Genomic DNA, 14,465 nt, shown 5'->3' with positions numbered 1-14,465 from the left:
GATGCAGGCGGCCAGCGACGTGTTCCTTGGCTGGAACAACGGGCCGTCCGGCCGGCATTTCTATATGCGGCAACTGCGCGACATGAAGCTGTCGCCCGAGATCGAACTGATGGATATCGAACTGTTCAGCGAGTTCGCGGCGGTGTGCGGCTGGGTGCTGGCGCGAGCCCATGCCAAGGCCAGCGGGATGGCGCTGGAGATCAGCGGCTACCTTGGCAATAGCGATGCGATGGCCGATGCGCTGTTGGCGTATTCGAACGCGTATGCGGATCAGGTCGAGCGCGACTATGACGTGTTTGTCGCCGCTTGCCGCTCTGGCCGCCTGGAGGCGCGTACGGATGCAGACATGGCGGCGGATTTCCGCATCTAAGGCGCCAGAGGTCGCACAGAGTAGCCGGATTTCCTCCTGTGCGGCATGCCGGTCCCGGTCCCGCCAGATTTAGCAAAATTTGGTAGCCGTCCGGACCAGAAGCGCGGACGGCTGGGGCATTCCGCAGCGCAGCAAGGCAAAGTACCGCCTCGTTTGCGCGAAGCGTGGCGAATTCGCCGCATGTAGCGTCAATCGACCCCCGTTTCCCCTCCAGAAGAATTCAATACACACGCCGATAGATTTCAGATGGGGAAAATGTTGATATTGGAAACGATAGAACTAAAGTTCGTCACTGAGGACTAGCGCGCCAGCACGGCCGCCGAGACTGGAAACCAAATTTTCCAAAATATCGGACTCAGGTAGGTGGGGCACTGGCCTGATGCCAGGGCAGGCGCCAGTTTCATCACGATGCTCCGGAGCCATCCATGCGCCAAGCCCTTGATTCGCGCCAATCGAATGCGATCACATCGGCGGACAGGGTGCCCGGCGCAGATGGGACGGGCGGGCAGGAAAGCGTGGGCGCGGCAAGGGATCCGCGAAGCTGCATGCCTGCCCGCAGGGTGAACACGCGCGTGCTGCAGACATTCATCGCCCTGCTGAATGCCGGCTCGATTGCCTTCGTGGCGGACAGGCAGCGGGTATCCCGCGCTACCGTGCTCTACCAGTTGCACTCGCTGGAAGAGCGGGTCGGCACCTTGTTTCATGTCCAGTCCGACGGGGCGCTCTGTCCAACGCCGCTGGCTGTCGATATGGCGCCCAAGGTGCGCGGCATGCTGGATATCTGGGCGAGCCTCGTTGGCGGCCGCGCGGGTGAGCCGGCTGTGCAGGCGTCCGGCAGCTTGCGTATCGGTGTCTCGGGCGTGGCGGAACTGGTGGCGCCGCACGTCCTTGGCCATGTCCGCAGGATGCATCCGCTGATGGATGCCATGCTGGTGCCCATGGCGACGGACGCCGCGCTGATGCAGGCACTGCGCCGCGCGGACATCCATCTCGGGCTTTCCCTTGGCGCGGACGACGCATTCCAGGTGGTCACGGACTGCGTGGAAATGCGCTGCCGGATGGTGCCCGTATGCTCCCGCCTGCGCCACGCCGAATTCATGGCGGCCAGGGTTGATGCCTGGCCGTGGTTGCTGGAAGACAGCATGCCGGGCCTTTCCGCGGATCTCGGCGTCTGGTTCCGCGCGGTGCTGGCCGGCGGCGAGCCACGCGTTCGCGCGCAGTCTGCCGGCGTCCTGATGGACTTGCTGACCGCCGGGCTTGGCGTGACCTTGCTGCCCGAGGTGGGCTTGCCGGGATACCTGGCCGAAAGACATCTCGCGGTGCTGGAGCCGGCGGTGCCATTCATGCCACCCCCGTCAGTCCACTTGTGCGTGGTGGCCCCGGCCGCGGCCCGTCGCGCTGCCCAGCCGAGAGCGCTGGCGCGGGATCTCTATCGCGTGCTGGTTGCCGATGTCGAGTCCGGGCAAGGCAGGCAGCGTGACGAACCTCACCCGGTCAGGTGATTGCGCCATGCGCCTGATTGCTCATGATCTGCGGCTGGGGCGGACCTCGCGACCCGCCTTTTCACACTTAGCCCTCGACCACCCCGGCCGAGGGTTTTTTTCTCTGGCGGGAAAAACACCAATTCTGGCGAAACCGCTTTTCGGGCAAAATCTGTAACCTTTGCCGGAGCGGTGCGATGCGCGCAACCAGCGGCCGGCCAACACAAGATTGCCGATCACCCGACTACAAGGGAAAACCTAAATGCACCCCAGGAAGACGAAGCCTCTCGCCATTGTGTTGCCACTGCTGCTCGCTGCGGTGTCGGCGCATGCCACGGAGGGCGCGTTGGGCCGACCCATTTCCGGCACCAGCGTGGTGCCGAATGCCGGCATCGTATCGCCGGAGCCGATCCTGGCTGTCAACCTGGCCGAGATGTACCTGAATGGCTCTGTCGACGGCGGACGCCAGGTGCCGATCGGGGGGCAGGCCTCGCTCGGCATCAGCGGCGAGGTAGCCTTTACGCTGGCCACCATCATGAAGGTCTGGGACACCAGGACCGGCGCGTGGAATTTTGCCTCCAGCTTCACGCTGCCCTATCTGTGGAACAAGGTGGGTGCCAACGTGACGCTCGGGCGTTTCAACGGTAGCAGCCAGGACACCGCGTCCGGCCTGTTCGATATCTACTTCACACCGGTTATCGCCGGCTATCACTTCTCCCAGACCGAGCACGTGGCGCTGAGCCTGAACATCTGGGCGCCCACGGGCAGCTACGATGCCAACGCGCTGGCCAACACGGGCCTGAACAACTGGACCTTTGTGCCGCAGGTGGCGTACACCAAGATCCTGCCCGAGCAGGGGTGGCAGTTCGATGTGGTTTCCGGCCTGCAGTTCTACACGCGCAACAACGCCACCAACTACCAGAATGCGCCGCTCTTCACGCTTGACGTCATGGCGCGCAAGCTGTTCACCAAATCCTTCAGCGCGGGGCTGATCGTCGGCACCACGCAGCAGCTCGGTAACGACAGCGGACCCACCGCGGATCGCCTCAATGGCTTCCGCGGGCACGACTGGGCGATCGGGCCGGTCATCAACTACGACACCAGGATCGCTGCCAAGAGCACGCTTTCGCTCGGCCTGCGCTGGGTGCCGACGGTGGCGAGCCAGAATCGCATGGAAAGTACCAGAACCTTCATGGGCACGGCGACGCTCGTGTTCTAGCGGGCTGTGCGCAGAGCCGTTCCGAGGTCGGAAGCGGCTGGCGGAATGCGCCGACAAGACTGTGCCGGGACCGCCGCCGGTAACACGCCGGCTTGCCCGCTGGCGTTATTCCTCCACGATCTGCTCGAAGCGCAGGGCCAGGAAATCGATCAGGGCGCGCACCGCGGGCAGCAGCCCCCGGCGCGAGGGATACACGGCATGGATGACGCCGCCCCTTGGCCGCCATTGCGGCACCAGCATGACAAGCCGGCCTTGCTTCAGCTCGTCCTCCACCACCATGCTCGGCAATGCCACCGCGCCGACCCCCGCCAGCGCGGCGAGGCGCAGGGCCAGCATATCGTCGGTGACCAGGCGCGGGCTGTGCCGGATTTCCATGCCGGCGCCATCGGGGCCCTCCAGTTGCCAGCTATGCGCGGGTTGCGGCGGGCCCCAGTCGAGCGTCGGCAGCGCGGCCACGTCGGCCGGCACGGCGGGCAGGCCGCGCTCGGCCAGCAACGTGGGGCTCGCGACCAGGCACCAGGCGCGCCTGCCCAGCGTGCGCATCACCAGATCGCTGTCGCGCAAGGGCGGCACGCGGACCCGGATCGCCACGTCGATGCGCTCGGCGATCACGTCCACGCGGCGGTTGGTGGCCTCCAGATGCACGATCACTTTTGGGTAAGCCGCCATGAACTCCGCCACCATGGCGCCGATCCGCGCGTGCAGCAGCGCCACCGGGCAAGCCAGGCGGACGATGCCCTGGGGCTCGGAACGCGTCAGGTCGATGGCCTGCTGCGCGGCGTCCGCCTCGACCAGCATGGCCTTGCAGTGGCCGTAATAGCTTTGCCCGATCTCTGTGACGGAGAAATGCCGGGTCGAGCGCTGGATCAGGCGCGTGCCCAGGCGCTCTTCGAGTACGCCGATACGGCGGCTCAGCTTTGACTTGGGAATGCCGAGGGCACGGCTTGCCGGCGCGAAGCCCTGGTGATCCACCACCTGGGCGAAGTAGAAGAGGTCGTTGAGGTCGGGGTGCATCGGGGGCATCGTCCTATCAATAGGACACTGAGGATAGCGCACGCCGACTACCGACGGGCCTGGGGACCGCCTAAGCTTTTCTTCAACAGAGGCGCAGTCAGCCCCCATCGTCCAGGAAGCTTCATGAAGCAGATCATCGGCACCTATAGCAGCCCGCATGCCCACTGGGTGGGCGACGGCTTTCCAGTCCGCACGCTGTTCTCCCAGCAGAGCCTTGGCAGCCACATGAGCCCGTTCCTGATGCTGGACCATGCCGGCCCGGCCGAATTCACGCCCGCCACCCGCAAGCGCGGCGTGGGCGAGCATCCGCACCGCGGTTTCGAGACCGTGACCATCGTCTATCAGGGCGAGCTGGAACACCGCGACTCCACCGGGCAGGGCGGACGCATCGGCCCGGGCGACGTGCAATGGATGACGGCGGCGTCCGGCATCCTGCATGAAGAGTTCCACTCGGGAGCTTTCACCCGCACCGGCGGCACCCTGGAAATGRTGCAACTGTGGGTGAACCTGCGCGCCCGCGACAAGATGGCGGCGCCGGGCTACCAGACCATCCTGTCGGCGGACATTCCTTCGCTGCCCTTGCCGGGCGGCGCTGGCCGGATGCGCGTGATTGCCGGCGAACATCAGGGCGCGCGCGGACTCGCTCACACCTTCACGCCGATGGATGTCTGGGATCTGCAGTTGCGCGAGGGCGCGGATGTCGACTTGCAGGCGCCCGAGGGCCGCACCGTGGCGCTGGTTGCGCTGCGCGGCAGTGTGCGGGTCAACGGCAGCCAGGTCGCGCAGGCCGGGCAGATGGTGCTGCTTGGCCGCGCGGGCACCGCCTTTGCGCTGGAGGCTACCAGCGCCGCCGTGGTGCTGGTGCTCCATGGCGACCCCATCGACGAACCGGTGGCCAGCTATGGGCCGTTCGTGATGAACACGCAGGAAGAAATCGCGCAGGCGCTGCAGGACCTGCGCAGCGGCCGCTTCGGGCGTATCGAGGCAGTGCAGGAGAGGCGCGTGCAGTAAGCGCGCATCAGGATGGGGCGGCCCTCAGGGGCCGCGGCAGGCCAGGCAGTTTGCATCCGATCGCGAAACGCTGGATTCCCGGCGCGGCTGAACGTCAATCGATGAGCCTTCATCGCGATTGACCGTTGTTAATCGTTAATCCTCAAAAAGGAGATTCGCATGACTACCCCGTACAAGCGCCTGGACAAGAGCCAGGCCGCCGTCCTCCTGGTCGATCACCAGGCTGGCCTGCTATCCCTGGTCCGCGATATCGAGCCCGACAAATTCAAGAACAACGTGCTTGCGCTGGCGGACCTGGCCAAGTATTTCAACCTGCCTACCATCCTGACCACCAGCTTCGAAGATGGTCCGAACGGGCCGCTGGTGCAGGAACTGAAGCAGACCTTCCCGGATGCCCCCTACATTGCGCGGCCGGGCCAGATCAACGCCTGGGACAACGAGGACTTCACCAAGGCGGTCAAGGCCACCGGCCGCAAGCAACTGATCATCGCGGGCGTGGTGACCGAGGTCTGCGTGGCGTTCCCCGCGCTGTCGGCGCTGGCCGAAGGCTATGACGTCTTCGTGGTGACGGACGCCTCCGGCACCTTCAACGAGATCACCCGCAATGCCGCCTGGAGCCGCATGGCGGAAGCCGGCGCGCAGATGCTGAGCTGGTTCGGCATCGCCTGCGAGCTGCATCGCGACTGGCGCAACGATATCGAGGGACTGGGCACGCTGTTCTCCAATCACATTCCAGACTATCGCAACCTGATCGCGAGCTACACCACGGCAAAGGGCGCCAAGTAGGCTCGGAGGGCCGGCGCTTCAGGCGCTGGCCCTCCGCGTTTCACCGGCCTGCGCGCGCAATGGCGCAGGCCCGGCGGGCCGGTTTCCCCTGGCCGCGCCTGCCAGGATCGCCTTGACATCCTTACTTAAGATATATATCTTACGATATGTCTTTCGATAGTAGGGGTTGCGATCGTGCGTCACCATCCGCTTCTGGGCAGGCTTAGCCATCACATGCTGGCTCACCTGTCGTCTCATTTCTCCGCCCATCCCTCGTTGCCCGGGGCGCGCCATGYCATACATGCTGTTGGCCACCATCGCCATGGCGGCGGTCCGGGCGGCTTCTTTGGCGGCGGCGACGGCTTCGACGGTGACGGCGATAGCTGGCGCCGCGGCCGCAAGTTCAGTTCGGACGATCTCCAGCTGATGCTGCTGTCCCTGCTGGAGGAAAAGCCCAGCCATGGCTATGAACTGATCAAGGCACTGGAAACCCGCACCAACGGTTTCTACAAGCCCAGCCCCGGCATGGTCTATCCCGCGCTGACGTTCCTGGAAGAAGTCGGCTATGCCACCGTGGATACCGAGGGCAACAAGAAGCGCTACCAGTTGGCGGAGCCGGGCCGGGCGCATCTCGAAGCCAACCGCGAGCGGCTGGCGCTGATGCTCAACAAGCTCAAGCACGTGGCGCGCAAGATGGAGTGGGTGCGGCGCGCGCTGTCAGGCGAAGGGGCGGAGGGCGGCGAGGAGCGTGAAGCCGAAGGCGGGTGGCTGCCCGAGTTCGTCGAGGCGCGCCTGGCGCTCAAGCGCGCGCTGCTGATGCGCACCGAGGCCACGCCGGCCGAGCAGCGCCGCATCGCCGCCATCCTGGCGCGGGCCACGGCGGAGATCAATGCCGGGCAGGGCGCTACCTGAGTGCTGACCCGGTTCCCGACACTCCATATCCCGAATTCCAACTCCCAGTCATCAAGGAGATCCATGCATACTCGCGACCTCACCGTGCAACGCGTTCGCCATGAACTCAAGATGCGCCTGCTGCAAGTGGTGCGTACCCAGGCCGTCTCCCCGCAACTGCTGCGCGTCACGCTGGCCGGCGACGACCTGAAAGGCTTTGTCTCCGCGTCCTTCGACGATCACGTCAAGGTGTTCTTCCCGGCGGCCGGACAGGACAAGCCCATACTGCCGGTAGCCGGCCCCAACGGCCCGGTCTTTCCCGAAGGCGTGCAGAAACCCGCGGCGCGCGATTACACGCCGCGCCGCTATGACCCGGTCGCGGGCGAACTCGACATCGAGTTTGTGCTGCATGGCGATGGCCCTGCCTCCACCTGGGCCGCGCAGGCTGCGGCCGGCCAGCATCTCGGCGTGGGCGGCCCGCGCGGCTCGTTTGTGATTCCCGAGGGCTTCGACTGGCACCTGCTGGTGGGCGACGAAACCGCGCTCCCCGCGATCGCCAGGCGCCTGGAGGAACTGCCGGCCGGCGTGCGCGCGCTGGTGGTGCTGGCGGTGGACAACGCCGCCGCCGAAATTCCGCTGCCCAGCCGCGCCGACGTCGAACTCCGCTGGCAGCACCGCGACGGCGCGCCAGCGGGTGCAACCGCTGGCAGCTTGCTGGAGCAAGCGCTGCGCGAGCTCCCGCTGCCGAGCGGCGAGGGCTATGCCTGGGCCGCCGGCGAAGGCGCGGCAATCCGTGCCGTGCGCCAGTACCTGGTGGGCGAGCGCGGCATCGAGAAGGGCCGCATCCGCGCCGCCAGCTACTGGAAGGCCGGCGCCGCCGCCGTGCATGAGAACATCGACGACTGATGATTGACGGCTGCGGCGTCCGTTCGCGCGGAGGTTGAAGACCGGATCGGCTGGTTTTACAATGCAACCGCCTCGCCGTGGGTGCCGGAACCGGCGCCAGCGCAGCGCGCCGCAGCCCGCGGCGCCGTGCCGGCGGCGCGCAGACGGAGTTGCGATATGGTCCGGCGAACCAGCCTGGAAGGTGCGGAGTGCCCGGTGGCCCGCTCGCTCGACGTGATCGGCGACTGGTGGTCGCTGCTGATCGTGCGGGATGCCTTCGACGGCCTGCGGCGCTTCGGCGAGTTCCAGCGCAGCCTGGGCCTGGCCAAGAACATCCTGTCCGACCGGCTGCGCACGCTGCTGGCGCACGGCATCCTGGAGCAGGTGCCAGCATCAGACGGCAGTGCCTATCAGGAATACGTGCTGACGCAGAAAGGCCGGGCGCTGTTTCCCGTGGTGGTGGGTTTGCGCCAATGGGGCGAGGCGTTTTTCTTCGCGCCGGGCGAGCCGCATTCGGTGCTGGTGGATGGCCAGGCCGGCAAGCCTGTGCGGCAGCTCGAGGTGCGCGCCGAGGATGGCCGCCTGCTCGGGCCCGATGACGCCGTGGTGAGGAAGGTGGGCGAGGCGGCATGACGCTGCGCAATCCATCGCAGACGTAGCCGATCCTTCGGTCTTCATTCATACGTAGTCCACACCGCATCGCCATGCCAACGGATTCTTCCTCCCGCCCCGCGCTCCTTGTCAGTTCCTGCCTGCTCGGCCAGCCGGTGCGCTACGACGGCCAGGCCAAGGCCCAGCCCGAGCCCGTGCTGGCCGTGCTGGCGCGGCATTTCGACCTGATTCCGGTCTGCCCCGAATCGCTGGGCGGCTTGCCCACGCCGCGCCCGCCCGCCGAGATCGTCGGCGGCAGCGGCGCGCATGTGCTGGCCGGTGCCGCCATCGTGCGCGACGCCACCGGCGCCGATGTCACGCAGCCCTTCACGGCAGGCGCGCGCGACGCACTGGCGATCGCGCGGCAGCGCCAATGCAAGCATGCCTTGCTCAAGGCGCTGAGCCCGTCCTGCGGCAACCGCGAACACTACGACGGTTCGTTCAGCGGCGCCGTGCGTCCGGGGCAGGGCGTGGCCGCGGCATTGCTGGCCGAGGCGGGCGTGCGCGTGTGGAACGAAAGTGAGATCGAGGCGCTGATCCGCACCGCGGGCGCGTCGCCGGCCGCGTTGCAAAACCCGTAGACGCCGTGCGTATTCGCCGCTAAGATCTTCCGGTCGGCCGCACCTACGGCCGGCAGCGTCGCTCGGACGGTTCCGGGCGCTTACGTTCAAGGAAAATCCATGTCCGCCTCCGCAGGCAAGCGCCGCTTCGCGCGTATCGATCGTCTTCCCCCCTACGTCTTCAATATCACCGCCGAGCTGAAAATGGCGGCGCGCCGCCGTGGCGAAGACATCATCGACATGAGCATGGGCAACCCCGACGGCGCCACGCCGCCGCATATCGTTGCCAAGCTTACCGAAGCCGCGCAGCGCCCCGACACCCACGGCTACTCCGCTTCCAAAGGCATCCCGCGCCTGCGCCGCGCCATTTCGCACTGGTACCGCGAGCGCTACGACGTCGAGATCGATCCGGATACCGAGGCCATCGTCACCATCGGTTCCAAGGAAKGGCTGGCCCACCTGATGCTCGCCACGCTCGATCGCGGCGACACCGTGCTGGTGCCCGATCCGAGCTATCCCATCCACATCTACGGCGCGGTGATTGCCGGCGCCGATATCCGCTCGGTGCCGCTGGTGCCGGGGGTGGACTTCTTTGCCGAGCTGGAGCGCGCCATCCGTGGCAGCTATCCCAAGCCGAAGATGATCGTGCTGGGCTTCCCGTCGAACCCGACCGCGCAATGCGTGGAGCTGGACTTCTTCGAGCGCGTGATCGCGCTGGCGCGCAAGCACGATATCTTCGTGGTGCACGACCTGGCTTATGCCGACATCGTGTTCGATGGGTGGAAGGCACCGTCGATCATGCAGGTTCCGGGTGCCAAGGATATTGCGGTGGAGTTCTTCACGCTGTCCAAGAGCTACAACATGGCGGGCTGGCGCATCGGCTTCATGGTCGGCAATCCCGACCTGGTGGCGGCGCTCACGCGCATGAAGAGCTATCACGACTACGGTACCTTCACGCCGCTGCAGGTGGCCGCCATCGCCGCGCTGGAAGGCGACCAGCAATGCGTGAAGGAGATCGCCGCGCATTACCAGACGCGCCGCGACGTGCTGGCGCGCGGGCTGATCGAGTCCGGCTGGCCGGTGGAGATTCCCAAGGCCTCGATGTATATCTGGGCGCGCATTCCMGAGCCGTATCGCGCGCTGGGATCGCTGGAATTCTCCAAGCAGTTGCTGGCCAAGGCCAAGGTCTGCGTCTCGCCCGGCATCGGCTTTGGCGACTACGGCGACGAGTACGTGCGCTTCGCGCTGATCGAGAACGAGGCGCGGATCCGGCAGGCGGTGCGGGGCATCAAGGCGATGTTCCGCACGGACGGACTGGTGAAGGTGCCTGTGGACGAGCACCAGCCGCACGGCCACGCGCCGAAGCCGAAGGACTGATCAGCCGCTGATTGGACTCTGGTTCGATGACACGCCGGCGCAATGCCGGCGTGCAACGTGCGCGGCGTCAGCCGAGCGACGCCAGCGGATGCGATTCACGCGGCCACGGACTATCGAAGAACGATTGCACCGTGGCTTCGCTGACTTCGCCCACTGTCTTCACGCGCCAGCGTGGCGCATTGTCCTTGTCGACGATCAGCGCGCGTACCCCCTCGATGAAGTCGCCCTGCGTAAAGGCGTGGGATACCACGCCCAACTCCATGCGGAAGCAGTCCGCAAGATCAAGGTCGCGGCCACGCAGCAGCATTTCCCGCGTCACGGCCATCATCAGCGGCGAGCGTCCGCGCAGGATCTCCAGCGTGCGCTCGGCCCAGCCGGCATAAGCCGGATCGGACTCGGCCGCCAGGCTGTCGAGCAACCCGGCCACGCTCGCGTCGGGACGGAAGTGCCGCAGCACGGCCGGCAAGGCCGCCTGCAATGGCGCATCGGCGCCGCCGGCAAGGGGCGTTGCCGGCAGCGCGGCGCGCAGGTCCGCCAGCACATCGCCCGTCCAGCGAATGCCGGCCAGGGTCTGCTCGATGCCTTCCAGGCTCGCGGCGGGCACGGCGATATCGGCCAGCTTGCACAGCAAGGTATCGGCAGCGCCGAGCGTCACGCCGGTCAGCCCGACATAGAGCGCCAGTGCCGGCGGCAGCCTGGACAGGAAATGGCTGGCGCCCACGTCCGGCACCAGGCCGATGCCGGTCTCCGGCATCGCCACCCGCGAGCGCTCCGTGACCACCCGCAGATGCGCGGCCTGTGCCAGCCCCATGCCGCCGCCCATGACGATGCCGTCCATCAGCGCCACCACCGGCTTGGGATAGCCATGCAGGCGGTAGTCGAGCCGGTACTCGTCGACGAAGAACTGCTGGCGTAGCGATGTACCGGCGTGGAAACTGTCGTACAGCGCGCGGATATCTCCGCCGGCGCAAAAGGCTTTGCTGCCCGCGCCGCGCAACAGCACGGCGGCGATGTCGCCGCGCGTGGCCCACGCCGCAAGCTGCGTATCGAGCGCGCCGATCATCGGGTACGACAGGGCGTTCAGCTGACGCGGGCGGTTCAGCGTCATCACGCCGACGCCGTTGATCTCCTGGAACAGCACTTCGGGCTCGGCGTTCATGGCGGCGGCGGGGCGTTCCTGCGCAGCGTCGTTCGGGTTCAGGCGCATGGCGTGGCTCCTAGGCATTGCGCCATTGCGGCGCGCGTTTTTGCAGGAAGGCGTTGACGCCCTCGCGCTGGTCCTCGCCGTCGAACAGGTCGACAAAGCGCTCGCGCTCCAGCGCCAGCGCGGGGCCGCGCGGCACGCCCTGGCGGGCCAGGTGCACCAGTTGCTTGCTGTAGGCCGCCGCGCGCGGGCTGACATGGCTTGCGCGCTCGGCCAGGCGCATCGCGGCGTCGAGGGCCTGGCCGGCCGGCACCACCTCTTCCACCAGGCCGATGCGCAGCGCGGTGGCGGCATCGATCCGTTCATTGGCCAGGATCATGCGCTTGGCCCAGCCCTCGCCCACCAGCCAGGGCAGGGTCTGCGTGCCACAGCCGCAGGGCAGCAGGCCGACGCCGGCCTCGGGCAATGCCATCTGGGCTTGTTCCTCGGCAATGCGGACATCGCAGGCGAGCGCGCATTCCAGCCCGCCGCCCATCGCGTAGCCGTTGATGGCAGCGATCACTAGGGGGCGCGCATTCTGCAGCGCTTCGAAGGCGGCGCCGAAGCGCTGCGCCATTACCCGTGCATGGGCGCGGTCGCCGTCGGCGAAGCCGTTGAGGTCGGCGCCGGCGCTGAAGAAGCGGTTGCCGTCGCCGGTGACGACGATGGCGCGCACGCGCTCGTCGGCGTTCAGCGTGCCCACCAGTTGCTGCAGCTGCTGCAGGCCTTCGGCATTGAAGGCATTGGCGGGCGGGCGCTTGAGGGTCAGGCGGGCGATATGCCCGTCGATCACGTGTTCGATCATGCCGACGGCTCCTCTTGCGTCATGTACTGGCGGATCACGCCCGAGAAATCGAGCTGCCCGTCGCCGGCCTGGCTCACGGCCTGGTAGATCTGCTGGGCCAGGGCGCCCAGGAAGAGCGGCTGCCGCACGCTGCGGGCGGCGTCCGCGGCCAGGCCCAGGTCCTTGAGCATCAGGTCCGCGCCAAAGCCGCCGCTGTAGCCGCGGGAGGCCGGCGCGGCCGGGATCACGCCGGGGTAGGGGTTGCAGGTGTCGGCGGCCCAGCAGCGTCCGGTGGAGGTGTTGACGATGCCGGCCAGCACGCCGGCGTCGATGCCGAGCTTGACGCCGAGGGCCATGGCCTCGGATACGCCGATCATGGAGATGCCGAGGATGAGGTTGTTGCAGATCTTGGCGACCTGGCCCGTGCCGGTGCCCCCGCAGTGGACGATGTTGCGGCCCATGCCGGAGAGCACAGGCTGCAGTTGCTCAAACAGGGCTTGTTCGGCGCCTACCATGAAGGTCAGCGTGCCCGCCTGCGCGCCGCCGGTGCCGCCGGAGACCGGGGCGTCGGCCATCGGGTTGCCTTGCTTGCTGGCTTCTGCGGCCAGCGCGCGGATGGTGGCGGGGTCGATGGTGCTGGAATCGACCAGGGGGACGCCGGGGCGGACGCCGGCGAGGACGCCTTCGGGATCGAGGTAGGTGGCGCGGACGTGGGCGGCGGCCGGCAGCATGGTGATGACGAAGTCGGCTTCGGCGGCTGCCTTGCGGGCGGATTGGGCTATGGCGGCGCCGTCGGCTTTTAGTGCTGACAGGGCGGTTGGGTTCAGGTCGAATACGGTGAGGGTGTGGCCTGCCTTGAGCAGGTTGCGGGCCATGGGGGCGCCCATGTTGCCTAGGCCGATGAAGGCGATGTGCATGTTGGCTCCTTACTCTTTGTATCGGTTGTGTTTTGGCTGTGGCGGCTGCTTTAGAGTCAAAAACCTAAAGTCAAAGGCGGTTTCACCCCCCTGCGGGGGGCGACCTACTTTCTTGTCTTGCCAAGAAAGTAGGCAAAGAAGGCGCGCCATACGGCCTGGTACACCTTCACGGCTCGCTTCGCATCGCTTGGGGGGCTCGCTTCGCATCGCGCCGGCAGAAGGCAATGCCTTCAAATTTCTGAAAGCTTGCCCGCCGCCCTTCGTTTCACCGCAAGCTGATGGTCGTATTCACTCCATCGTTCACCGTCGCGTCATCGAACCAGCGTGCGGTCACGGTCTTGGTCTGGGTATAGAACTGCACCACCTGCTTGCCGTAGGGACCCAGGTCGCCCAGCTTGGAGCCGCGCGAGCCGGTGAAGCTGAAGTAGGGCACGGGTACCGGGATGGGGATGTTGACGCCGACCTGGCCGACGTCGATCTCGCTCTGGAACTTGCGCGCCGCCGCGCCGCTTTGGGTGAATACGCCGGTGCCGTTGCCGAAGGGGTTGCGGTTGACCAGCGCGATGGCTTCGTCAAGTGTGTCGACTGCGATCACTACCAGCACCGGGCCGAAAATTTCCTGCGTGTAGATGGACATTTCCGTGGTGACGTCGGCGAATACGGTCGGGCCGATGAAGTTGCCGTCGGGGTAGCCGGGTACCTGCACGTTGCGGCCGTCCAGCAGCAGGGTGGCGCCTTCGCGCTCGCCGGCTTCGATCAGGCCGGTTACACGTTGTCTGGCCGCTACCGATACCACCGGGCAGACATCGACACCGGGCTCGCTGCCGGCGCCGACCTTGAGCGTCCTGGCCTTGGCGACCAGATCGGGCAGCCAGTCGCGTGCGGCGCCTACCAGCACCGCCACCGAGGTTGCCATGCAGCGCTGGCCGGCGGCGCCGAACGCCGCGCCGACCAGGGCGTTGAGGGTGTGCTCGCGGTGCGCGTCGGGCAGTACCACGGCGTGGTTCTTGGCGCCCATCATCGATTGCACGCGCTTGCCGTGCGCGCCGGCCAGGTTGTAGACGTGGGTGCCCACGGCGGTGGATCCGACGAAGGAAACGGCCTTGATGTCCGGGTGCGTGCACAGGGCATCGACCACCTCGCGCGCGCCGTGCACGACGTTGAGCACGCCGGCCGGCACGCCGGCCTCGACGGCCAGCTTGACCAGTTCCATGGTSGACAKCGGATCCTGYTCSGAMGGCTTGAGCACGAAGGTGTTGCCGCASRCGATSGCCATCGGGAACATCCACAGCGGRAYCATGGCCGGGAAGTTGAACGGCGTGATGCATCATGGCCGGGAAGTTGAACGGCGTGATGC

The 14,465-nt window shown here is 66.8% G+C and carries 14 protein-coding genes and 1 pseudogene; 10 read left to right on the top strand and 5 right to left on the bottom strand.

Going from position 1 to position 14,465, the window contains the following annotated elements:
- The 3 genes from AC1DKD_RS29625 to AC1DKD_RS29615 form a co-directional block, all read left to right on the top strand.
- A partial coding sequence (locus AC1DKD_RS29625) for a DUF2252 family protein (RefSeq protein ID WP_477144041.1) occupies positions 1–370 on the top strand: 370 nt, incomplete at its 5' end.
- A gap of 545 nt (positions 371–915) precedes the next feature.
- Positions 916–1,872, top strand: coding sequence for a LysR substrate-binding domain-containing protein (locus AC1DKD_RS29620; protein ID WP_441636039.1), 957 nt, complete (start codon positions 916–918; stop codon positions 1,870–1,872).
- A 241-nt stretch (positions 1,873–2,113) separates the two neighbouring features.
- The gene (locus tag AC1DKD_RS29615; RefSeq protein ID WP_441636037.1) at positions 2,114–3,070 is read left to right on the top strand and encodes a SphA family protein; all 957 of its coding nucleotides are present in this window, start codon (positions 2,114–2,116) and stop codon (positions 3,068–3,070) included.
- Positions 3,071–3,175: 105 nt separating this feature from the next.
- Here the strand turns inward: AC1DKD_RS29615 and AC1DKD_RS29610 are convergent, their stop codons facing one another.
- The gene (locus AC1DKD_RS29610; RefSeq protein WP_441636043.1) at positions 3,176–4,084 is read right to left on the bottom strand and encodes a LysR family transcriptional regulator; all 909 of its coding nucleotides are present in this window, start codon (positions 4,082–4,084) and stop codon (positions 3,176–3,178) included.
- Positions 4,085–4,207: 123 nt separating this feature from the next.
- Between AC1DKD_RS29610 and AC1DKD_RS29605 the strand changes: the two genes are divergently transcribed.
- The 7 genes from AC1DKD_RS29605 to alaC all read left to right on the top strand — a co-directional run bounded on the left by AC1DKD_RS29605 (position 4,208) and on the right by alaC (position 10,224).
- Positions 4,208–5,095, top strand: coding sequence for a pirin family protein (locus AC1DKD_RS29605; RefSeq protein ID WP_477144040.1), 888 nt, complete (start codon positions 4,208–4,210; stop codon positions 5,093–5,095).
- Between the two features lie 159 nt (positions 5,096–5,254).
- Positions 5,255–5,881, top strand: coding sequence for an isochorismate family cysteine hydrolase YcaC (gene ycaC, locus AC1DKD_RS29600; RefSeq protein ID WP_477102125.1), 627 nt, complete (start codon positions 5,255–5,257; stop codon positions 5,879–5,881).
- A 213-nt stretch (positions 5,882–6,094) separates the two neighbouring features.
- Complete coding sequence (locus tag AC1DKD_RS29595; RefSeq protein WP_477144039.1) at positions 6,095–6,772, top strand: PadR family transcriptional regulator; 678 nt, start codon at positions 6,095–6,097, stop codon at positions 6,770–6,772.
- A 63-nt stretch (positions 6,773–6,835) separates the two neighbouring features.
- Positions 6,836–7,657, top strand: a complete 822-nt coding sequence (locus tag AC1DKD_RS29590; protein ID WP_441636029.1) for a siderophore-interacting protein — start codon at positions 6,836–6,838, stop codon at positions 7,655–7,657.
- A 156-nt stretch (positions 7,658–7,813) separates the two neighbouring features.
- Positions 7,814–8,269, top strand: coding sequence for a winged helix-turn-helix transcriptional regulator (locus AC1DKD_RS29585; protein ID WP_045239698.1), 456 nt, complete (start codon positions 7,814–7,816; stop codon positions 8,267–8,269).
- A gap of 71 nt (positions 8,270–8,340) precedes the next feature.
- Positions 8,341–8,868 carry a 2-thiouracil desulfurase family protein gene (locus AC1DKD_RS29580; RefSeq protein WP_441636027.1) on the top strand — a complete coding sequence of 176 codons (528 nt, stop codon included), beginning with the start codon at positions 8,341–8,343 and terminating at the stop codon, positions 8,866–8,868.
- A 99-nt stretch (positions 8,869–8,967) separates the two neighbouring features.
- On the top strand, positions 8,968–10,224 hold the full coding sequence (gene alaC / locus AC1DKD_RS29575; RefSeq protein ID WP_477144038.1) for an alanine transaminase: 1,257 nt from the start codon (positions 8,968–8,970) through the stop codon (positions 10,222–10,224).
- A 67-nt stretch (positions 10,225–10,291) separates the two neighbouring features.
- Here the strand turns inward: alaC and AC1DKD_RS29570 are convergent, their stop codons facing one another.
- The 4 genes and pseudogenes from AC1DKD_RS29570 to mmsA all read right to left on the bottom strand — a co-directional run.
- Positions 10,292–11,431: an enoyl-CoA hydratase/isomerase family protein gene (locus AC1DKD_RS29570; RefSeq protein ID WP_441636024.1), complete on the bottom strand. Its 1,140-nt coding sequence runs from the start codon at positions 11,429–11,431 to the stop codon at positions 10,292–10,294.
- Between the two features lie 10 nt (positions 11,432–11,441).
- Positions 11,442–12,212, bottom strand: a complete 771-nt coding sequence (locus AC1DKD_RS29565; protein ID WP_441636022.1) for an enoyl-CoA hydratase — start codon at positions 12,210–12,212, stop codon at positions 11,442–11,444.
- On the bottom strand, positions 12,209–13,108 hold the full coding sequence (mmsB, locus tag AC1DKD_RS29560; RefSeq protein WP_441636020.1) for a 3-hydroxyisobutyrate dehydrogenase: 900 nt from the start codon (positions 13,106–13,108) through the stop codon (positions 12,209–12,211). Before mmsB ends, AC1DKD_RS29565 begins: the two co-directional genes overlap by 4 nt.
- Before the next feature lie 265 nt (positions 13,109–13,373).
- Positions 13,374–14,432: pseudogene (mmsA, locus tag AC1DKD_RS29555) on the bottom strand (CoA-acylating methylmalonate-semialdehyde dehydrogenase); the annotation flags it as partial.
- Positions 14,433–14,465: the final 33 nt, after the last annotated feature.

This window comes from Cupriavidus sp. 05T313 (assembly GCF_056396665.1).
This window is presented reverse-complemented; position numbering and strand designations above follow the sequence as displayed.

Bases quoted from the DNA above. Each gene is read 5' to 3' on its own strand.
- AC1DKD_RS29620 (WP_441636039.1), top strand. From the start codon at position 916: ATGCCTGCCCGCAGGGTGAACACGCGCGTGCTGCAGACATTCATCGCC.
- AC1DKD_RS29615 (WP_441636037.1), top strand. From the start codon at position 2,114: ATGCACCCCAGGAAGACGAAGCCTCTCGCCATTGTGTTGCCACTGCTG.
- AC1DKD_RS29610 (WP_441636043.1), bottom strand. From the start codon at position 4,084: ATGCACCCCGACCTCAACGACCTCTTCTACTTCGCCCAGGTGGTGGAT.
- ycaC (WP_477102125.1), top strand. From the start codon at position 5,255: ATGACTACCCCGTACAAGCGCCTGGACAAGAGCCAGGCCGCCGTCCTC.
- AC1DKD_RS29590 (WP_441636029.1), top strand. From the start codon at position 6,836: ATGCATACTCGCGACCTCACCGTGCAACGCGTTCGCCATGAACTCAAG.
- AC1DKD_RS29585 (WP_045239698.1), top strand. From the start codon at position 7,814: ATGGTCCGGCGAACCAGCCTGGAAGGTGCGGAGTGCCCGGTGGCCCGC.
- AC1DKD_RS29580 (WP_441636027.1), top strand. From the start codon at position 8,341: ATGCCAACGGATTCTTCCTCCCGCCCCGCGCTCCTTGTCAGTTCCTGC.
- AC1DKD_RS29570 (WP_441636024.1), bottom strand. From the start codon at position 11,431: ATGCGCCTGAACCCGAACGACGCTGCGCAGGAACGCCCCGCCGCCGCC.
- AC1DKD_RS29565 (WP_441636022.1), bottom strand. From the start codon at position 12,212: ATGATCGAACACGTGATCGACGGGCATATCGCCCGCCTGACCCTCAAG.
- mmsB (WP_441636020.1), bottom strand. From the start codon at position 13,108: ATGCACATCGCCTTCATCGGCCTAGGCAACATGGGCGCCCCCATGGCC.